19 protein-coding genes are annotated in these 19,431 nt (G+C 69.7%); 10 read left to right on the top strand and 9 right to left on the bottom strand.

Annotated elements, in window-relative coordinates:
• Positions 1-47 precede the first annotated feature (47 nt).
• On the top strand, positions 48-1,547 hold the full coding sequence (locus PSPA7_RS19805) for a flavin-containing monooxygenase (protein ID WP_012076644.1): 1,500 nt from the start codon (positions 48-50) through the stop codon (positions 1,545-1,547).
• 15 nt (positions 1,548-1,562) lie between these two features.
• Here PSPA7_RS19805 and PSPA7_RS19800 read toward each other — a convergent pair whose 3' ends face one another.
• From PSPA7_RS19800 to PSPA7_RS19785, 4 genes are all read right to left on the bottom strand, one after another.
• Positions 1,563-2,498, bottom strand: a complete 936-nt coding sequence (locus PSPA7_RS19800) for a DedA family protein/thiosulfate sulfurtransferase GlpE (protein ID WP_003152166.1) — start codon at positions 2,496-2,498, stop codon at positions 1,563-1,565.
• Positions 2,499-2,638: 140 nt separating this feature from the next.
• Positions 2,639-3,337 carry a pirin family protein gene (locus PSPA7_RS19795; protein WP_012076643.1) on the bottom strand — a complete coding sequence of 233 codons (699 nt, stop codon included), beginning with the start codon at positions 3,335-3,337 and terminating at the stop codon, positions 2,639-2,641.
• Positions 3,338-3,561: 224 nt separating this feature from the next.
• Complete coding sequence (gene mltA, locus PSPA7_RS19790) at positions 3,562-4,722, bottom strand: murein transglycosylase A (protein WP_012076641.1); 1,161 nt, start codon at positions 4,720-4,722, stop codon at positions 3,562-3,564.
• 95 nt (positions 4,723-4,817) lie between these two features.
• Positions 4,818-5,711 (bottom strand): LysR family transcriptional regulator, encoded by an 894-nt coding sequence (locus tag PSPA7_RS19785; protein ID WP_012076640.1) that lies wholly within the window; start codon positions 5,709-5,711, stop codon positions 4,818-4,820.
• Positions 5,712-5,798: 87 nt separating this feature from the next.
• Here PSPA7_RS19785 and PSPA7_RS19780 point away from each other — a divergent pair, with 87 nt between their 5' ends.
• Both PSPA7_RS19780 and PSPA7_RS19775 read left to right on the top strand, forming a co-directional pair.
• On the top strand, positions 5,799-6,578 hold the full coding sequence (locus tag PSPA7_RS19780) for an NAD(P)H-dependent oxidoreductase (RefSeq protein WP_012076639.1): 780 nt from the start codon (positions 5,799-5,801) through the stop codon (positions 6,576-6,578).
• Between the two features lie 95 nt (positions 6,579-6,673).
• Positions 6,674-7,504 (top strand): hypothetical protein, encoded by an 831-nt coding sequence (locus PSPA7_RS19775; RefSeq protein WP_012076638.1) that lies wholly within the window; start codon positions 6,674-6,676, stop codon positions 7,502-7,504.
• Positions 7,505-7,538: 34 nt separating this feature from the next.
• Here the strand turns inward: PSPA7_RS19775 and PSPA7_RS19770 are convergent, their stop codons facing one another.
• Positions 7,539-8,150 (bottom strand): NAD(P)H-dependent oxidoreductase, encoded by a 612-nt coding sequence (locus tag PSPA7_RS19770; protein ID WP_003153812.1) that lies wholly within the window; start codon positions 8,148-8,150, stop codon positions 7,539-7,541.
• Positions 8,151-8,244: 94 nt separating this feature from the next.
• Here PSPA7_RS19770 and PSPA7_RS19765 point away from each other — a divergent pair, with 94 nt between their 5' ends.
• Both PSPA7_RS19765 and PSPA7_RS19760 read left to right on the top strand, forming a co-directional pair.
• A complete protein-coding gene (locus tag PSPA7_RS19765; protein WP_012076637.1) occupies positions 8,245-8,853 on the top strand; it encodes a TetR/AcrR family transcriptional regulator in 609 nt (202 codons plus the stop codon).
• 38 nt (positions 8,854-8,891) lie between these two features.
• Positions 8,892-9,740 carry an aminoglycoside phosphotransferase family protein gene (locus PSPA7_RS19760; protein WP_074197524.1) on the top strand — a complete coding sequence of 283 codons (849 nt, stop codon included), beginning with the start codon at positions 8,892-8,894 and terminating at the stop codon, positions 9,738-9,740.
• Positions 9,741-9,792: 52 nt separating this feature from the next.
• Here the strand turns inward: PSPA7_RS19760 and PSPA7_RS19755 are convergent, their stop codons facing one another.
• Positions 9,793-10,125: a hypothetical protein gene (locus PSPA7_RS19755; protein ID WP_012076635.1), complete on the bottom strand. Its 333-nt coding sequence runs from the start codon at positions 10,123-10,125 to the stop codon at positions 9,793-9,795.
• 114 nt (positions 10,126-10,239) lie between these two features.
• Entirely contained in the window at positions 10,240-11,046 is an 807-nt protein-coding gene (locus PSPA7_RS19750) for an AraC family transcriptional regulator (RefSeq protein WP_041025380.1), read from the bottom strand.
• A 142-nt stretch (positions 11,047-11,188) separates the two neighbouring features.
• Between PSPA7_RS19750 and PSPA7_RS19745 the strand changes: the two genes are divergently transcribed.
• From PSPA7_RS19745 to PSPA7_RS19730, 4 genes are read left to right on the top strand one after another with little or no spacing between them, the layout of a single operon-like run.
• Positions 11,189-11,377: a DUF1656 domain-containing protein gene (locus tag PSPA7_RS19745; RefSeq protein ID WP_012076633.1), complete on the top strand. Its 189-nt coding sequence runs from the start codon at positions 11,189-11,191 to the stop codon at positions 11,375-11,377.
• A gap of 13 nt (positions 11,378-11,390) precedes the next feature.
• The gene (locus PSPA7_RS19740) at positions 11,391-12,299 is read left to right on the top strand and encodes an efflux RND transporter periplasmic adaptor subunit (RefSeq protein WP_012076632.1); all 909 of its coding nucleotides are present in this window, start codon (positions 11,391-11,393) and stop codon (positions 12,297-12,299) included.
• Positions 12,299-14,317 carry an FUSC family protein gene (locus PSPA7_RS19735; protein ID WP_012076631.1) on the top strand — a complete coding sequence of 673 codons (2,019 nt, stop codon included), beginning with the start codon at positions 12,299-12,301 and terminating at the stop codon, positions 14,315-14,317. Before PSPA7_RS19740 ends, PSPA7_RS19735 begins: the two co-directional genes overlap by 1 nt.
• A complete protein-coding gene (locus tag PSPA7_RS19730; protein WP_012076630.1) occupies positions 14,314-14,562 on the top strand; it encodes a DUF2790 domain-containing protein in 249 nt (82 codons plus the stop codon). The genes PSPA7_RS19735 and PSPA7_RS19730 overlap by 4 nt, the downstream gene beginning before the upstream one ends.
• 10 nt (positions 14,563-14,572) lie before the next feature.
• On the opposite strand, the gene PSPA7_RS19725 is transcribed toward PSPA7_RS19730, so the two are convergent.
• Positions 14,573-15,082, bottom strand: coding sequence for a thioredoxin family protein (locus PSPA7_RS19725; RefSeq protein ID WP_012076629.1), 510 nt, complete (start codon positions 15,080-15,082; stop codon positions 14,573-14,575).
• Between the two features lie 384 nt (positions 15,083-15,466).
• Here PSPA7_RS19725 and PSPA7_RS19720 point away from each other — a divergent pair, with 384 nt between their 5' ends.
• Positions 15,467-17,239 carry a S8/S53 family peptidase gene (locus PSPA7_RS19720; RefSeq protein ID WP_012076628.1) on the top strand — a complete coding sequence of 591 codons (1,773 nt, stop codon included), beginning with the start codon at positions 15,467-15,469 and terminating at the stop codon, positions 17,237-17,239.
• Positions 17,240-17,254: 15 nt separating this feature from the next.
• Here PSPA7_RS19720 and PSPA7_RS19715 read toward each other — a convergent pair whose 3' ends face one another.
• On the bottom strand, positions 17,255-18,970 hold the full coding sequence (locus tag PSPA7_RS19715) for an ATP-binding protein (protein ID WP_012076627.1): 1,716 nt from the start codon (positions 18,968-18,970) through the stop codon (positions 17,255-17,257).
• Positions 18,971-19,431: the final 461 nt, after the last annotated feature.

Raw genomic sequence — 19,431 nt, 5'->3', positions numbered from 1 at the left:
CAGCAGCCCAGCAGACGGCTGGACGCATCCGCCGATCGAGGAACCTTATGCCTGTCGAACACCTGGACGTACTCATCGTCGGCGCCGGCCTGTCCGGCATCGGCGCCGCCTGCCACCTGACGAAGCACTGCCCCGGCAAGCGCTTCGCCCTGCTCGAAGGGCGCGCGGCGATGGGCGGCACCTGGGACCTGTTCCGCTACCCCGGCATCCGCTCCGACTCGGACATGTTCACCCTCGGCTACAACTTCAAGCCGTGGAGCGATCCGAAGGCCATCGCCGACGGCCCCTCGATCCGCCGCTACATCGAGGACACCGCGCGCGAGAACGGCATCGACCGGAAGATCCGCTACCGCCATCGGCTGCTCAAGGCCGACTGGGATTCCGCCAATGCGCGCTGGAACCTCGACGTGCAGCGCGACGACGAGCTCGAGCCGCTGCGCATGACCGCGCAGTTCCTGCTGATGTGCACCGGCTACTATCGCTACGAGGCCGGCTATACGCCGGAGTTCGCCGGTCGCGAGGACTTCGCCGGGCGGATCGTCCATCCGCAGTTGTGGCCGGAGGACCTCGACTACAGCGGCAAGAAGGTGGTGGTGATCGGCAGCGGCGCGACCGCCGTCACCCTGGTGCCATCGATGACCGACAAGGCCGCCCATGTCACCATGCTGCAACGCTCGCCGTCCTATGTGATCACCCTGCCGCAGAAGGACGCGATCTCCAATTTCCTTCGCCGTTTCCTCCCGGAAACCTGGGTCTATCGCCAGGCGCGGGCGCGCAACGTGGCGATGCAGATGATCTTCTTCATGCTCGCCAAGGGCTTCCCCGGCGTGGTCCGCAAGGCCCTGCTCAAGCTGGCCAGCCTGCAACTGGGCAAGCAGTTCGACATGCGCCACTTCAGTCCCCGCTACAAGCCGTGGGACGAGCGGGTCTGCGCGGTGCCGGACGGCGACCTGTTCAAGGTGCTGCGCAAGGGCAAGGCCTCGGTGGTCACCGAGCACATCGACCGCTTCGTCGACAGGGGTATCCGCCTGAAGACCGGCGAAGTGCTGGAGGCGGACATCATCGTCACCGCCACCGGTCTCGACCTGGTGATGTTCGGCGGCGCCGAGATCGCGGTGGACGGCAAGCCGTTCCAGGTCAACCAGAGCATGGGCTACCGTGGCATCATGCTGCGCGACCTGCCGAACCTGGCGGCGGTGCTCGGCTACACCAACGCCAGCTGGACCCTCAAGGCCGACCTTTCCAGCGAGTACTTCTGCCGCCTGATCAACCACATGGACGCCATCGGCATGCGCCAGGTGACCGCCCGCGACACCAGTGGCGACGTGCGCGAGGAGCCGTTCCTCAACCTCAACTCCGGCTACATCCAGCGCGCCGCCGATCGCATGCCCAAGCAGGGCGATCGGATGCCCTGGAAGCTCTACCAGAACTATGTCCTCGACCTGGCGCTGCTGCGCTATGGCAAGGTCGAGGACGGCTACCTGGTGTTCTCCTCGCCGGCCTCGCAACGCCAGGGCGACGGCGCGGCGGTGCAGGCGCTGGGTTGAGCCCGGCGCCTCCGCTCAAGCCTCCGCCAGGGCCTGCCCGTGGGCCTTGTGCCAGGCGTCGAGGCCGCCGGCCAGCGCCCAGGTGCGCTTGAAGCCGGAGGCATTGAGACGCTCGGCGAGGATGGCGGCGGAGAGTTCGTGGGGACAAGCGCAGTAGATGACGATGCTGGCGTCCCTGAGGTCGCCGGGCAGTTCCTTCAGCGACACGTTGAGTTCCACCGGTATCGCGCCCGGTATGCCGCTCGGCTCGTCGTCGTGATGGGCGCGGACGTCGAGGATCACCGGCACCTGCCCCTGTTCGCGCAGGCTTTCCAGTTCCTCCACGCTGATTCGCGGAATCCGCCGGCTGCGCGACAGCAGGCGCTGGCGCTGCCAGAGCTTCCAGGCGATGAAGGCGGCGAAGGCGCCGGCGATCAGCAGCGCGCCGATGGCCGCGTAGTCGCTGAGCAGGGCCAGCAGGTGGTCCAGCGCATCGCTGAAGATCACTCCCAGCAGCAGCGCGGAACCGGCCCACAGCGCCGAACCGGCGGCGTCGTAGGCGAGGAAGCGGCGCAGGCGGGTGCGGGTCATGCCGGCCAGGGTGGTGGACAGTGCGCTGGCGCCGGGCAGGAACTTGGACATCAATAGCGCCCGCGGGCCGACCCGCAGATACATGTTCTGGCTCTGGCGGATGCAACTGTCCTGGGACAGCGAGACCTTGCAGATGCTGCGCAGGAGGAAGCCGCCGTAGCGGCGCCCGGCCAGGTACCAGGCGATGTCCGCCAGCAGGCAGGCGAGCACCACCACCAGCAGGACGACGCCCAGCGGCGCGCCGACACCCTGCATGGCCAGCGCGCCGGCGACGATCAGCGCCGGGTAGGCGGGAATCGGCAGGCCGGCCTGTTCGCAGAGCACATTGAGGAACAGCAGGAGCAGCCCGTGGTTTTCCAGCAGGGGTTGCAGTTCACGCATGGCGGAGCCTCTCGGATTCTTCTGCGGGTAGTGTGGGCGCGAAGCGTGAAGCTGGGAAGAACGAACGTGGCGGGGCCGCTGCTCCGTGGCCTCTGGCGAAACGAAAAGCCCCTCGCCCGCGAGGGCGAGGGGCTGGCGCGTCAGGCCACTTCCACCAGCAATACTTCGCTGTCTTCCAGGGCCGTCACCTTCAGCATCGGTTCGTCGCGTACCGCGAGACCATCGCGGGCCTCGGCGCGCACGCCGTTGACTTCGATGCTGCCGGAGGCCGGCACCAGGTAGGCGCGGCGGCCGTTCTCCAGGGCGTACTCGGCGCTCTGCCCGGCCTTCAGGGTCACCGCGGCGACCTCGGCGTCGGCGCGGATGTGCAGCGCCTCGCCGTCATTCGCATCGCCGCTGGCGAGAGTGACGAAGCGTCCATCGCGCTCGGCCTTCGGGAACGGCTTGGACCCCCAGCGTGGCTGGTCGCCACGGCGATCGGGGATGATCCAGATCTGGAAGATCCGGGTGGTCTCGGCCTCGAGGTTGTACTCCGAGTGGACGATGCCGGTGCCGGCGCTCATCACCTGCACGTCGCCGGCCTCGGTGCGACCCTTGTTGCCCAGGCTGTCCTGGTGGGTGATCGCGCCGTCGCGGACGTAAGTGATGATTTCCATGTCGCGGTGCGGGTGCGGGGGGAAACCGCTGCCGGCGGCGATCTCGTCATCGTTCCAGACCCGCAGGCGACCCCAGTCCTCGCGCTCCGGGTCGTAGTAGTCGGCGAAGGAAAAATGATGGCGCGCGTTCAGCCAGCCGTGGTTGGCATGGCCCAGACGGTCGAAGGGGCGACGTTCGATCATGATCGGATCTCCATTGGGCCCGGCGCCGCGCGTTTGGGGCGAGGGGCGGGCGGTTGATGGAAAGATGATCCGCTTTATTTATTTGATTAAAAAGCGCGAATATTTGCTTTTACTTATCTTTTTTGTTGATTTTTTGGCGATGGATTCGCTCGCCTGGCTTGTCATGCCGGCCGCATCGATGCGACGCTGGCCGGCGGCGCGCTGGCGCCCCGGCCGCGCGTTCTTCAGGTGGCGGGCAGCGGCACGCCCCTGGGCCACAGCAGCCAGAGGCGACCGGGCTGCTTCATGTGGCCGGCGAGTTCGCCGGCGGCGTCGCCGGTACCCCAGAACAGATCGGCGCGGACCTCGCCGACGATCGCCCCGCCGGTATCCTGCGCCGCCACCGGACGGACCACCGGGCTGCCGTCATCGGGGCGGGTGGTGGACAGCCACATCAGGCTGCCCAGCGGGATCACCTTGCGGTCGATGGCCACGCTGTAGCCGTCGGTCAGCGGTACGTTCAGCGAGCCGCGCGGACCTTCGTCGCTGTCCGGGCGCTGGCTGAAGAACACGAAGCTGGGATTGCTCGCCAGCAACTCGGAGACCCGCTGCGGATTGGCCTCGGCCCAGTCGCGGATACGCTTCATGCTGATCTCCTCCTTCGGCACCAGGCCCTGCTCGACCAGCCAGCGGCCGACCGGCTTGTACGGGTGGCCGTTCTGGTCGCCGTAGCCGATGCGCAGTTGCCGGCCGTCTTCCAGCTGGATCCGTCCGGAGCCCTGGATCTGCAGGAACTGCAGGTCCATCGGGTCGCCCAGCCAGGCCAGCACCGGCGCGCTGGAACCGTTGTCGCGGATCGTCGCGGCATCGTCGTAGGGTTTCAGCACCCGGCCTTCCAGACGCCCGCGCAGGCGCTTGCCCTTGAGCTCCGGGTAGACGCTTTCCAGCGAAACCACGATCAGGTCGTCCGGTACGCCGTAGACCGGTACCGGGGTCTTCTCGCCCTGGCTCAGGCTGCCGTGGTAGACCGGTTCGTAGTAGCCGGTGATCAGGCCCTGGTCGCCATTGCCGGAGGACCGCAGGCTATAGACCTGCATCTGCTCGCGGAGGAACGCGCGTACCGCCGCCGGATCATCGGCGACCGTCGTGGCGCTGGCACAGGGCGCGCCCCACACAGGGTCCCTGGCCAGCCGCGCGCAGGCCGAGCGCCAGGCGTTGAAGCCGGCGAGCAGGTCGGCGTCGCTGGTGGCCGGCAGGGCATCCCAGGAGACACTGTTGTAGGTGGTGGTTTCGGCGGGTTCGGGGGGCGGCTCTTTCTGGCTGCCGTCGTCGCATGCCGTCAGCAGGGCGGCGAAGGGGAGCGCGCAGAGCAGCAGGCGGCGCCAGGGATGGGACGGAAACTTCACGCCAAGGATTTCCCGGTGGTGGATCGAAGCCCGCTAGCTTGGGCAAAGCGCGACGGTGCGTCAAACCGCGGCGACGATCGAAGCGTATCGTTGCGTTACACCGATGCGGCGACCAGTTCGCGCAGCCAGCGATGGGCGGGATCACGATGCGAGCGCTCGTGCCAGAGCATGGCCAGGTCGTAGCCGGGCACCTCCAGTGGCGCCTCCACCACCCGTAGCGTGTCGTGGCCGCGTGCCAGCCGCGACGGCAGCATCGCCACCAGGTCGGTGCTCTCCAGCACCGCGCGGAGGAACAGGAAGTGCGGCACCGACAACGCTACCCGACGCTCCGCGCCGAGTTCGGCGAGCGCCTGGTCGGTGGGACCGAGGAAGCCGCCGCCGTCGGGCGAGACGATCACCTGGTCGAGGCGGCAGAACTGCTTCAGCGTCGGTCGCCGGCGCAGGCCCGGATGCCCGGCGCGCCCGGCCAGCACGTAGCGCTCGCTGAACAGCCGGCGACAGCGCAGCCCCGGCGGCGCCTCGTCGAGGGTGTGGAAGGCGAGGTCGATCTCGCCGCGCTCCGCCTGCCGGCTGACCTGCGCCGGCGCCAGTTCCAGCACCGCCAGCCGGCTGTCCGGCGCCTGCCCGCGCAGCGCGGCGAGGAGCGGCAGGAGGACCGCCGACTCGGCGTAGTCGGTGGCCGCGACCCGCCAGGTATGCCGCGACTGCGCCGGATCGAACGGCGCGGCTGGCGCCACCGCCTGTTCCAGCGCCTCCAGGGCCAGGCGCAGCGGTTCGCGCAGCTCTTCCGCCCGCGCCGTCGGGCGCATCCCGCGCGGGCCGGGAAGCAGCAGCGGATCGTCGAAGATCGCCCGCAGCTTGGCCAGGTGCACGCTCACCGACGGCTGGGAGAAATTCAGGCGCTCCGCCGCGCGCGTCACGTTGTGTTCGGTGAGCAGCACGTCGAGGGTTACCAGCAGGTTCAGGTCCAGACGTCTGAGATTATTCATGGCTATACCTGGGATTTCGGATATTCATTTCAACTATATGCGGGGCTGGCCGATCCTGCGCTCACCTTTTTTTTGCGGGGAGCCGCCATGAACGTACTGATCGTCTATGCCCATCCCGAACCACGCTCGCTCAACGGCGCGCTCAAGGATCTCGCGGTCGCGCGCCTCGAGGCGGCCGGTCATGCGGTGCAGGTCTCGGATCTCTACGCGATGGGCTGGAAGGCCGCGCTCGACGCCGCGGACAGCCTCGAACCCGCGACCGGCGAGCGCTTCGATCCGTCCCGCGACTCACTGCGTGCCTTCCAGAACGGCCGGCAGAGCGCCGATATCGCCGCCGAGCAGGACAAGCTGCGCCGGGCCGATGCGCTGATCCTGCAATTCCCGCTCTGGTGGTTCGGCATGCCGGCGATCCTCAAGGGCTGGATCGACCGCGTCTATGCCTGCGGTTTCGCCTACGGGGTCGGCGAGCACTCCGACAGCCACTGGGGCGACCGCTACGGCGAGGGACGGATGCAGGGCAAGCGGGCGATGCTGGTGGTCAGCGCCGGCGGCTGGGAGTCGCACTACGCCGCGCGCGGCATCAACGGGCCGATCGACGACCTGTTGTTTCCCATCCACCATGGCATCCTGCATTACCCCGGCTTCACCGTGTTGCCGCCGTTCGTCGTCTACCGCACCGGCCGGCTCGACGCCGGGCGCTTCGCCGCGCTCGGCGAGCAACTGGGGCAGCGCCTGGACGAACTGTGGCGGACCGCGCCGATTCCGTTCCGCCGGCAGAACGGTGGCGACTACGCGATTCCCGCGCTGACCCTGCGCGACGAGATCGCCCCGGGGCGGGTCGGCTTCGCCGCGCACCTGGCGGAGTAGTCGCCCTTCAACGGCCCTTCGCATATATGATGTCGCGCCGCTAGGAGCAGACGCTTCCGGGGGAGTGCATCGGACGCCGTTTCACAGGGAGACTCATGTCGATTCGTACATTTCTGCTGCTGGGCATGGTCGGCGCTTTGCTGGGGGGATGCCAGGCGGTTTCCCGGCCGCCGGCGCCGGAGTTCGTCCTTCTGGGCTCCGAGGAGGAGGTCAGGAGCGCCTGCGCAGCCATGGCCTGGCGGGGGATCACCTGCCGCGTCGATGGTGTGCTGCTGGAGGAGACCCAGTATCGAAAACTGATGATGCCGGTGGCGTCGCAGCTGTGGGACCAGAGCATGAAGGTGGTCGGCGTGCTCGACCTCACTACCCACGTAGCGTCCAGCGGGTTCCGCTACTTCAGCGCGACGGGCCACCAGGAGATCTACCGGCGCGACGAGCCGGATGCGGTGAGGCGGACCCAGGAGTTCGACCAGGCATTCTGGGGATACCTCGCCCAGTCGTTCCGGGTCGCCCGCGTACCGCCCGATGATCCGAGGGTCGCGCAGTTCATCGCGGCGTCCGAGCAGCGTGTTCGCCAGGAGCAGGAGCGTCTTCGCGAGCAACAGCGCCTGGAAGCCAGGAAGGCCATCGAGGAGGCCGAGCGGGCCCGCCTCGAGGCGGCGCGCCGGGCCTATGAGAAGACCGATGCCTACAAGGCCGAACGGGCCAGGGAGGCGATCCTGGATTGCCGGGCGACCATGGCCGCCGCCCGTGAGAGCATCGCCTGGGACAACCGGGTCGCTGACATCTCCGGCTACGAGAATCGCTGGATACGTCGCCGTGCCGCGGTGGATATCGTCCAGTGCCAGGACCTCATTCCGCAATACTGGCGGGAATACAAGCAGTACGGCGGCAAGGCCCGCTCGATCGGCGAGCTGGGGTACTGAGAGCGGGCGGTTGCCGCTGGTGGCCGAGCGGGTGCTAGGCGGAGACCGGGGTCTTACCGGACGTGGTGACGAACAGCGCCCGCCCGATCTCCCGGGCGTGCGCCAGGTGGCGTGCCGGATCGGAGGTTTCCGATTCCAGCAGCAGCTCGGAACGGACCACCCGGGCGCCGCAGTAATCGAAGATGCCATGGTCGATCTGTGTCCGCATCGCCGCCGCGTAACCGTGGCGCTCGAAGGTACCGGGGTCGGCGCCGCCGACCCCGACCAGCACCACGCGCAGGCGCTGCAGCTTCTTCCGCAGGTCGCCGCCGATGCTGTAGTCGAAGGCCCAGCCATTGGAGAACACCCGGTCGATCCAGCCCTTGAGCAGCGCCGGCATCGACCACCAGTAGACCGGATAGACCAGTACCAGGATATCTGCGCGGTCGAGGCGCGCCTGTTCGGCGAGGACGTCGGCCGGCGCCGCCGCCTGTCCTCGGTGCACGGCGTGGTCGGCCAGGCCGAAGCGCGGCTCGAAGCCTTCCGCGGCGAGATCGGCGATTTCCGCCGAATGGCCGCTCTGGAGGATGCCCTCGGCGATGCGCGCGGCGAGGGCGTGGGTGAGCGAATGGGGATCGTGATGGGCGACGACGACGAGGGCATGCATGGGACGGGTCTCCTGCGGGGAATTGCGGGAATGGGAGGGGATCGATATGCTGGAAACAAGTTACCTTTAGTAAGTTACTTTTAGTAGGTTGTATATGTCAACGCATTCTCCCGAAGAACCGGCGCCGCGTCGGCGGCTGTCTCGCGACGAGCGCCAGCGCCAGCTCCTCGACGTGGCCTGGAAGCTGGTGCGCGAAGAAGGCACCGAGGCCCTGACTCTGGGCCGCCTTGCCGAGCAGGCCGGAGTGACCAAGCCGGTGGTCTACGATCACTTCGGCACCCGCGCCGGACTGCTCGCGGCGCTCTACCAGGACTACGACCTGCGCCAGACGGCGCTGATGGACGCCGCCCTGGAGGCCGGCGAGGCGACCTTGCGCGGCCGCGCCGAGGTCATCGCCTCGGCCTACGTCGACTGCGTGCTGCAACAGGGGCGGGAGATTCCCGGGGTGGTCGCGGCGCTCGCCAGTTCGCCGGATCTGGAGCGGATCAAGCGCGACTACGAGGCGCTGTTCATGGACAAGTGCCGCGCCGTGCTGGAGCCCTTCGCCGGCGGCGGGCGGCTCTCGATCGCCGGCCTGCGGGCGATGATCGGCGCCGCCGAGGCGCTGTCGCACGCCGCCGCCACCGAGGAGATCAGCCCCGAGGAGGCGCGCCGGGAACTGCTCGTCGCCATCGTCGCGATGGTCGAGAGAAGTCGCCCATGAGCGAGCCGCCGGCCCTGGAGGAATACCGTCGCGCAATCCTGGCGCAGTGCCCGGAACTGACAGGCGCTTCCTTCGCCATCCTGGCTTCGGGCTGGCATTCCACGGCGGTGGAAGTGGATGGCCGCTGGGTCTTCAAGTTTCCCCGCGGCGCGGAGGCCGAGGCGGCGTTGCTGCGCGAAGCCGCGCTGCTGCGCCTGGTGCGGCCGGCGGTGCGCCTGCCGGTGCCGGCGCTGCGGGTATACGCCGGGCCGCCACGGTTTTCCCGGCACGCGAAGCTGCCGGGCGGCTTTCTTCTCGGCGAGCACTATCGGCGCCTGGATGAGCACGCGCGGCAGGCCGTGGCCGAAGCGCTGGCTGGTTTCTACGCCGAGCTGCACCGCTTGGAGCCGGCCCGCATGCTGGCGGCCGGCGCCTTGCCGGTGGCGCCCTGGCAGGCCCCCGCGGCGATTCGCCAGCGGGCGCTGGCGGCGCTGCCTCGCGCCTGGCGCGAACGTGCCGGGGGGGTGCTGAGGGAGTACGCCGGGCTACCTGCCGACCCGCTGGGTTCCACCTACGGTTTCTTCGACGGGCACGGCTGGAACATGGCCTTCGATGCCGAGGCCGGGCGCCTGAACGGGGTATACGACTTCGCCGATTCGGGGATCGGCCCGCTCCACCAGGAGTTCATCTACTCGAACTTCATCGATGCCGACCTGACCGAGCGCATCGTCGCGGCCTACGAAGCGGCCAGCGGGCGGCGCCTGGAGCGGCGGCGGATCGCGCTGCTGACGGTGGTGCACCGCCTGTCGGAGCTGGCCGAGCTGGCGGACGATCCGCGCCACCTGCAGGCGATGCGCGCCAGCGCCCTCGACGGTCTGGCGCTGGCGGAGCGGCAGGGACTGCTCTGAGGCCTTCACGTCATAACCGCCGGGCGCGCGCGGTCGGCCACCGTGGGCCGGTTCAGAGATAGGCTTGCGCGCGGCGGCGGGAGCGCGGCATACGGTTCTTCCCGGACAGCTCGTTGAGGCGCGTCTGCCAGGCGTCGCGCGCGGCGTCGCCGCCCTGCCGGCGGGCGGCGTGCTTGATCCTGGCATTGGCCCGGGGCGCCGCCGCAGCGGCGGTGGGAGCAACGGCGGCACTGGCCGGAGCGGCGTGTTCCTGGGCCTGGGTGAAGGCGTTGGTGCGCCGGCAGGTCTTGCAGGTGACCTGCCCGACCGCGCTCGAGCCGTTCACGTTGCTGTCGCCGCGACCGCAGGCTGCCTGGCCGGATTCGCTCAAGAAGTGCGTAACCATCTGATCCTCCTGGACAAAAAAGGGCGGCATTATTCCCAGAAGTGCTCCCGAGTGCCAGCCTTGGGGGAAATGTCCTGACGAACAGCAAGGCGATCTGCCACGGCGCGCTGACGCTCAGTCCGGTGGCCGGCGCATGCTCTCGCGCACATAGCGGGCAGGGGAGTTGCCGAGGGCCTTGCGGAACATGCCGATGAACGAACTGACCGACTCGTAGCCCAGGGTTTCGGCGGTGCGCTGCACCGAGGCGCCGGCGGAGAGCTGCTGCAGGGCGATGATGATCTGCAGCTGCTGGCGCCATTGGCCGAAGGTCATGCCGGTTTCGCGGCGGACCATGCGTGCCAGGGAGCGCTCGCTCATCGCCACCCGCACGGCCCAGTCGGCCATGCTGGCGCGGGCGTTCGGCCGCCGGGTCAGTTCGTCGGCGATCCGGCGCAGCCCGGGATGGTCCGGCAATGGCAGGTAGAGCTGTTCGGTGGGCGCCTGTTCCAGCAGTTCCAGGAGCACGCCGGCCAGGCGCGCGAGCGGGCCGGTGGGCGGGTAGTCCTGCGGCTGCTCGCTCAGGTGCAGGATCAGTTCGAGGATCAGCGGCGACAGGGCGAGGGTGCAGCAGTCGTCCGGCAGCCGCGCCGCGCCTGGCTCGACGAAGAGAAAGCAGACCTTGCCGTTGGCCGTGACCCGGTTGCTGTGCGCGATGCCGCCGGGGATCCACACGCCGAAACCGGACGGCACCATCCATAGCCCATCGGGCACGCTGCAGGTGATGCCGCCGCGGCAGGCCACCACCAGCTGGCCCTTGCGGTGGCGGTGCACCGGCACCTCGGTGTCGTTGTGCCGGGCTTCCAGTTGCAGGGCCAGCGCCGGCTGGACGAGGGCGTCGGGATCGAAGCGCTCGGCGAGGTAAGTCTGCGATTCGCGGTTCACGGCGGTTTCCAGGGTTTGTCCGAATTCGATTATTTTCTGGCTGAATGCTCGATATCTGCAAGTCGCCGCGCTTCGTAGCATGCGTCCATCAACCCGACAGGAGCGGCCGACCGCTCCGCGCCCTCGATGCCCTGGTGCCCGCATGCTCAGCGAAGTCTCGGTTTCCGGCCTCTACGTGCCGCCCCTGTTCATCTACCTGTGCCTGGCCATGCCGCTCTACCTGCTGCTGGAGCGCCTGGCGGCGCGCTGGCTGGAGCGTGCCTGGCATCCCGGCCTGCTGCGCTTTTTCCTGTCGTTCATCGTGCTCGCCGTGCTGGTGCTGAAGTTCTGACCCCGAGGTGCCCATGTTCATCGTTCGAATCTGCAAGGTCGCCGCGACCCTGGGTTGCGGCCTGGTCGCCCTGTGCCTGGCGTCGCTGCTGTGGAAAGCCTATGTGCTGGCGCCCTGGACCCGCGACGGGCGGGTCAGCGCCCAGGTGATCCGCATCGCCCCGGAGGTCTCCGGCACCCTCGACGCACTGTTCGTCGGCGACAACCAGCAGGTGTCGCGCGGCGATCCGCTGTATCGCATCGACCCGAGCAGCTATCGCCTCGCCGTGCGCCAGCGCTGGGCGGAGCTGGCCCAGGCGCGGGAAACCCTGCGCCAGCGCGACGAGGAATGGCGCCGCCGCGCGCAACTGGCCGGAGCGATGTCACGAGAGGCGATCGCCAACGCCGGACGCGCCTTGCGCATCGCCCGCGCCCAGGCCGACGCCGCCGGCGCCGCGCTCGACCAGGCGCTGCTCGACCTGCGCCGCAGCGAACTGCGCGCGCCGGTCGACGGCTACGTCACCCAGCTGCGCGTGCAGCCCGGCGACTACGCGACGGCGGGCGAGACCAATCTCTTCATCGTCGACCGCCACAGCTTCTGGGTCACCGGCTACTTCGAGGAAACCAAGCTGCGCAACGTGCGCCTCGGCGCGCCGGCGAGAATCCGGCTGATGGGCTTCGACCCGCTGCTGGAAGGGCATGTCGCGAGCATCGGCCGCGGTATCGCCGACCTCAACGAAAACCGTGCCGACAGCGGCCTGCCCCAGGTCAGCCCGACCTTCAGCTGGATTCGCCTGGCGCAGCGCGTGCCGGTGCGCATCGAGCTTGACCGGGTGCCGCCGGAAGTGGTCCTGGCCGCCGGCATGACCGGCAGCGTCGAGGTGCTGCAGCCGGGCAGCGAAGGGCGCTGGCGGCTGACCCGCTGGCTGCAGGAGTACCTCTGATGGCGGCGTCGGTCCTGCGCGCCCGTGGCTGGCACGCGGCGCTGCCGTTGCCCTGGGACGCGCACAGCCTGGGCTATGTGCTGCGCAGCATTGGCGCCGCGGCTCTGGCCCTCGGCCTGGGTCTCTACCTGCAGCTGGATGCGCCGTTCTCCGCGGCCTCCACCGTGCTCCTGCTGGTCAACCCGGTGCAGGGGGCGGTGGTCGGCAAGGGCTGGTGGCGAGCCGTGGGCACCCTGGCCGGCGCGCTGGCCGCCTTCGTCCTCAGCGCGCTGTTCGCGCAGAAGATGTTGCTGTTCGTCATCGCCCTGGGTTTCTGGCTCGGCCTCTGCGTCGGCGTCATGAGCCTGGTCCGGCACTTCTACGCCACCGCCGCGGTGGTGGCCGGCTATACCGTCTGCCTGGCGCTGGGGCCGGCGATGGTCGAGCCCGGGCTGGCCTTCGGGCATATCGTCACCCGCGCTTCGGCGGTGATCGTCGGGGTCTGCAGCCTGAGCCTGGTGACCGTGCTGTTCAGCCGCCGGACCATGCTCCAGCGCCTGCGCGACCGGCTCGGCAGGCTGTGCGCGGCGGCCCTGGAGCTGCTCGCCGCGCGTTGCGTCGGCGCTCTCGACGAGGCGCAGGAGAGCCGTTGGCGTGGCCTGGTCGGCGAGGTGTATGCGCTGGACGACCTGCTCGGCGTCGGGCGCGCCGAGTCACGCAGGTTGAACGCCGCGGTCGCGGCGATCCGGGGCGGCCTGGCGGCGCTGTTCGCCACGCTGATGGAGTTCCGCCTTGCCGGCGAGGCGGAGCGGGACCTGGCTCGGCCGCTGGCCGGCGAGCTGCGGGTCCTGGGCGCCGGGCTGGAGCGCGGCGAGGCGGATTTCGCCGGCGCCGCGCTGCGTATCGAGGCGTTGCGCGAGCGACTGGCGGCGAGCGCTCGGCGCCTGCCGGCGGAGGACTTGCGGGCCTGCCGCGTGGCGTTGCAGCTGGAGCGCCTGGGCGATCAACTGGCGGACCTGGGCGTGGCCCTGCGCGGTTTCGCCCGGCTCGATGGCCATCCCCCCGCCCACGAGCGCCCGGTGGCGTTCCATCGCCACTACCGCGAGGCCCTGCGCAACGGCGCGCGGGCCTGGCTGGCGATGCTGATCGGCGCCGCCGCGTGGTTCCTCAGCGGCTGGGACCAGGGCCCGACCCTGCTCGCCGTGCTCGGCCCGTACTGCACGCTGCTGGCGGCTTCGGCGTTCCCCGCCGAGGGGACGCGCAACTTCATCCGCGGCACGCTCTACGCGATTCCCGCCGCGCTGTTCTGCAAGTTCCTGCTGCTACCGCTGGTCAACGGGTTCCCCTTGCTGGTGCTGTGCCTGGGCTTCTTCTGGTCGTTCGGCATCCAGGCCACCACCGTGCCCCGCCGGGCGCTGCAGGGGATTGCCTACCTGATCGCCTTCAATACGCTGGTCGCCACCGACAATGTCGCCCGGTTCGACTTCATCGACTTCGCCAACCAGTCCTGCGCCTGGGTGCTGGCGCTGTGCATCAGCCTGCTCGTGTACCGTCTGCTGCCGAAGGACCTGGCGCGGCATTCCACCGTGCTGCTCGATTACCTGCACCGCGAGACCCTGGCGCTGCTGCGCGGTCGCCGGCGTTTCGACGCGCAGGCCTGGCAGTCCCGCCAGCAGCACCGTATCGCCCAGTTGGGCGCGTTGCACGGGGCGGACCACCCACAGGCGCGCCAGGCGCTGCGCCAGGGCTTCCTGTCCCTGCAGCTAGGCCGCGAACTGCAGCGCCTGCGTGGCGCACGCTCGACCGCCGCGCCCGGCAGCGCCGAGGCGCTCGCCATCGCCGGCGGGCTCGCCGGCATCGCCGCCGCCCACCGCTTACCGGCCCGCGCCGCCCGCCACGCCCGGCGCGCGGCGAGGCGCCTGGCGAGCCTGGGAGCGCAACGTGACAGCTTGCTTTTCACCGACCTCGCCTGGTTGCTCCAGGCCTATGCGCAAGCCGCCTCGGCCGGCGGCGCGCCTTGCGAAGGAGAAACGCCATGAAGGCATCGTCCATCCTGGCAGCGCTGCTGCTGCTCGCCAGCCTGCCGGCGCCGGCCGCGGAACGCTTGCCGCCGGTCGAGCGCTACGCTTACCGGATGAGCCTGGACATCGCGCGGGTGCTCGCCGTCACGCCCCTGCCGGCGACCTGCGGGGTGGTCGCCCGGGTGATGCTCTACCGGGATCGCCAGGGGCGCCTGCATCGCCTGCAGTACCGGGCGCTCGGCGCGGGCTGTTCGCGGCACTGAGAAGGCCGCGTCAGTCGCCCGCGGCGGGGCTCTCGATGATCGCCAGGATCTCGTCGACGGTGCTGTCCAGGTAGTCGCCGGCCTTGTACGCCGGCAGCGCCTCGGGGCCGCCGGCGAGCACCGCTTGCGGTCGCTCGACGAAGCGGCCGAGCGGGTGGAACTCCTCGTCCAGTACCAGCACCAGCGGAATCGATACCCGCTCCAGGCCAAGGCGCTCGCGCAGGGCATCCTCGGCGCGGCCCCTGGAGATGATCGCCAGTTCGAGATTCGGTTGCAGGCGCTGCATGAAGTCCAGCGCGGCGAGGTTGATCTGGCAGTCCGGGCACCACATCTCGCCGGCGGCCAGCAGGCGGTAGCGCTTGTCGATGCGCCGCAGGCGCTCGCGGCTGGCGTCCGACAGGGCGTCGGCTTCCAGTTTCTGGCGGATCCGCGCGACCGCGCCCTGTTCCGCGGCCAGGCCACGGCCGACGAAGGCGCTGAAGTCTTCTCCGATGTCGAACAGTTCCGCGTAAGAGACCATGGTCGTTTCACTCCAGTGGATCGGGACGGCCGGCGCGGCAGGCGCCGCCGCGTCGGGGGAGCCAGGGTAGCGCGTGCGCCGCGTTTCGGCGATAGCCCCGGCTGCCCGGGAGGGCCTGGCGCGGGCGTGGTCCCGGAGCGCTTCGCTCAGGCAGGCTTGTGACATGGCGTCCGTGGCCTCGATCGAGAGCGGGACGCTCCGTGCGCCGGGCGAAGAATCCCCGCGACGCGTCGCTCCAGCGCTGCGTCGCTCGACCGCCACGGCGCCACCATGGCACATGCCATCCAGCGCCCGCGGGCTGGCCAAGGCCCGCTCGCTTCCAGCTGAACGAAGCGTTTCGCCAGGTGGTCGGAACAACAGTTCCCCGCTACGGAAGCCGAGCCCATGCCGCTGCATCGCGCCGTTTTCGCCGTCCTCCTCGCGTCTCTCGCCGGCCCTGCCGGCGCCGCCGAAACACCCTTGCGCCTGGAGCGTCTGGAACGCTGCGGCGACCTCCTGGCCAGCGAGTACCAGGACTGGTGCCTGCGGGTACGCGGCCTGGGCGCCGGCCTGCCGCGCCTGCTGCTGGACGGCCGCGAGCTGCCGGCGAGCGCCCTGCGCCGCGAGGGCGCCGGCCTGCGGCTGCGCCTGGAACGCCAGGGACACGCCAGCGGCCCGCTCTGGCTGGAGGAGGGCGGCCGCGCCAGCAATCCGGTGTGGCTGACCCTGAACGGCAGCCATGTGCTCGCCGCAGGCCCCGACGAGGTGGCGAAGAACATGGATGGCCTGACCACCTACGTCGACCTGGTCAGCCTGCTGATCGAGGAAGACCGCGACGGTCGCCGCGAGGCCGAACGCCTGGCGGACAAGTACGGCGCGCGGGTGGTCGGCGCCATCCCGCCGCTGAACCTCTACCAGTTGCGCCTGCCGGCGCGCGACCTGGTCCAGCGCGACGCCCTGGTCCTGCGCATCGGCAGCGAAACCAGCGTGGACGCCGTGGTGGTGGAGGAATCCGCGCCGGAAAAGGGCGAGGAGGCCGAGGCGGCGAGGCGCCCGGCGGACAAGCCGGACAGCGACTCCGACGAGTGGACGGCGAACCGCTTCATGGATGCGGTGAACTACTACCAGCGTCGTGTCCGCGCGCGCCAGGTGCCGCTGGAAGTCCGCCCGGTGCGCATCGGGGTGATCGAGCGCGATGTCGACTTCGATGCCTCCGACTTCGCCGACTACCTCGGCGCCTGCAAGACGGGCGCGCCGCGCACCTGCCTCTACGCGCGTGACGCCGAGCGCCCCGACAACCACGGCTCGACGGTCGCCGGCATCCTCGCCGCGCGTTGGGAGCAGGGCGGCAACAGTGGCTTCCTGCGTGGGCTGGACCGCGCCAGCCAGGGCTTCGAGGTGATCGTCGAGCGCAATTCGGACGCTGGCATCACGGCCAGCATCGCCGCTTCGGTGAACCTGGTGGAGGACGGCGTGCGGGTGCTCAACTGGAGCTGGGGCATCCATCGCGTGGGCGCCCGCAACGTGGAGGGCGACGAAGTGGATTCGCTGGTGCGCTCGGGTATCGCCATGAGCGGCTACGAGGAGTTGCTGGAGGAGTTCTTCCTCTGGCTGCGCCAGGAGCACCCGGATGTGCTGGTGGTCAATTCCGCCGGCAACGGCTCGTCGTTTTCCGGCGCCGATGAATACCGCCTGCCATCCTCCTTCATCACCGAGCAATTGCTGGTGGTCGGCGGTCACCAGCGTGGCGAGCGCCCGGGCCTGGCGGTCGACGACCCGGCCTACGCGGTGAAGCGCAGCACCTCGAATGTCGACATGCGGGTAGACGTCACCGCCGCCGCCTGCACCCACGCCTCGACCCTGGAGGATGGCGCGCGCGGGGCGGTGCATTGCGGCACGTCCTATGCCACGCCGATGGTCGCCGGGACGGTCGCGGCCATGCTTTCCCTCAACCCGCGCCTGCGGCCCGAGGAGATCCGCATGCTGTTGCGGCGCAGCGCCATGACCATCGGTGGCGACCACGACTTCGAGCCGGCCGACGCCGAAGACCTCACCGCGCCGATCCTGCCTTCGGAGCGCGGCTACCGGCTGGACCACCGCGACGTCGGTCGTTCCGCGCGGCTGGACATGCAGAAGGCCCTCGACCTGGCGGTGCGCAGTCGCGAGCGGGTGCGTTGAGGCGATGCCCCGGACTCAGCCGGAGGCCTCCAGCAAGCGGAGCAGGCGCTCGGCGAGCTGGTTGTGGCGGAACGGCTTGGTCAGCACCTCGAAGCCGTCGAGTTGCTCGGGAGTGAGGTTGGCGTAGCCGGTGACGATCAGCACCGGTAGTTGCGCAAAGCGCCGGCGCAGTTCGTGGGCCAGCTGGGCGCCGGTCTGGTCGGCCATCAGGTGGTCGGTGACCAGGATATCCGGCGCCAGGCCGTTGTCGACCTGCTCCAGGGCCTCCGCTGCCGAGGCCGCCTCGCTGACCTGGTAGCCGAGGTCGCCGAGCAGCAGGGCCGTGGTGTAGCGCACCATCCTGTCGTCGTCGACCAGCAGGGCCCGGGTCGGCCGCGAGGCCTGCGGGGCGTCCGCAGCGGTTTCGACAGCGTCCTGCGCGCGCTCCGTGGTGATCGGCAGCCAGATACTCACCCGGGTACCCTTGCCGATCTCCGAGGCGATGCCCAGCCCGCCGCCGGACTGGGCCGCCAGGCCTTGCACCATCGACAGGCCGAGCCCGGTACCCTTGCCCACGTCCTTGGTCGAGAAGAACGGTTCCATGCAGCGCGCCAGCACCTCGCCGGGCATGCCGGCGCCGTTGTCGGCGACGTCCAGGCGCACATAGCGGCCGGCGGCCAGGCCATCGACCGTGCCCCCGACCACCTGGTCCGTCCGCGCGCCGATTTCCAGGCGGCCGCCTTCGCCCAGGGCGTCGCGCGCATTGACCGCGAGGTTGAGGATGGCCAGTTCGAGCTGCTGCGGGTCGACCACCACCGCCGGGAGACTCGCGGATACCTCGATGCGCACCGCGATGGACGGGCCGAGCGAACGCTCGATGAGGTCGCGCATGCCCTCGACCAGTTCGTGCAGGGCGGTGGCCTGTGGCTTGAGGGTCTGCCGGCGGGCGAAGGTGAGCAGCCGCCCGACCAGGTTGCGCGCGCGCTCGGCGGCCTGCAGGGCGCCGTCGATGAGTTCCCCGGAGCGATCGTCGTCGAGCCGGCGGCGAATCAGTTCCAGCGAGGCCATGATCGGCGTCAGCAGGTTGTTGAAGTCATGGGCGATGCCGCCGGTGAGCTGGCCGACCATCTCCATCTTGCGCGCTTCGTGGAGCTGCGCCAGGGCGCTCTCGCGCTGGGCGAGCATGCTTGCGACGCGCTCCTCCAGGCTTTCGTTGAGCTCGCGCATCCCGGCTTCGGCGCGGACCCGCTCGGTGGTCTCGGTGACGATGCACAGCACGCCGCCGACCGAGCCGTCGGCTTCGCGCACCGCCGAGTAGGACACATCGAAATACACCGTCTCGCCACCCCCGTGGCGCTCGATGTAGAAGGCCCGGTCCCGCGCCGCGTAGGTCTCGCCGGTCTCGTACACCCCGCGCAGCAGCGGTTCGAGGTCGTCCCACAGCTCGCGCCAGTTCTCGATCGCCGGCCGGCCGAGGGCGCGCGGATGCTTGTCGCCGATGCTCGGCGCATAGGCGTCGTTGTACAGCGCGATGAATTCCGCGCCCCAGAACAGCACGATCTGCGCCTTCGCCGGCAACAGCATGGCCAGCGCCGCCCGCAGGCTCGCCGGCCAGCCGTCCGGCGGACCCAGGGGCGAGGCGGCCGCGTCGAGCCTGCCCAGCAACTCGCCGACCGCGCCTCCGTGAGCCAGGAAGCGCGGGGCTTGGCGGTCGCTGTTCGGGGCTGGTTCGATCAGGAAAGGCTGGGTCATGTCGTCGGCGTCGTGTCCGTTGCTGGATGAAAAGGGCAGGGGCGGAACCCTTGACCATAGGAGGGCCACGGCTGCGCTTGCGTTCAATCCGCTTGGGGGACTGCGTGGCTCCGACGCGGGACAGGCTTCGGCTGGTCGCCAGGGTTGCGCTGGATCGGACCGCGGTGTGGCGTGGCTTTCATTGCCGAGGGCGGCTTGGCTCGGTGGCATTTGGGCCGCTGTTTTTCTTTTTTTGAAAACAGTGGGATACGGAACGGGTGTTCCCCTCGTACTGAGGAAGAACCGGAACAGGACGGTTTGTTCGTGGGCATCTGCCGTGTTCTCCACGGAGGTAGGGATGAACCGTTCCCGCCAGCGGAAGCTGGCTTCTCCGCGTTCGGTCAGCCGACGTCGCGGTAAAACCCGCTGATCGCCAGCGTACCGGTGCCGAAGCGCGCCTTCGCTCGACTCCGCTGTGACCC

It is taken from the genome of Pseudomonas paraeruginosa PA7 (assembly GCF_000017205.1).
GTDB lineage: Bacteria > Pseudomonadota > Gammaproteobacteria > Pseudomonadales > Pseudomonadaceae > Pseudomonas > Pseudomonas paraeruginosa.
The sequence above is the reverse complement of the archived record's forward strand: the minus strand, read 5'-3'. Positions and strand labels throughout refer to the sequence as shown.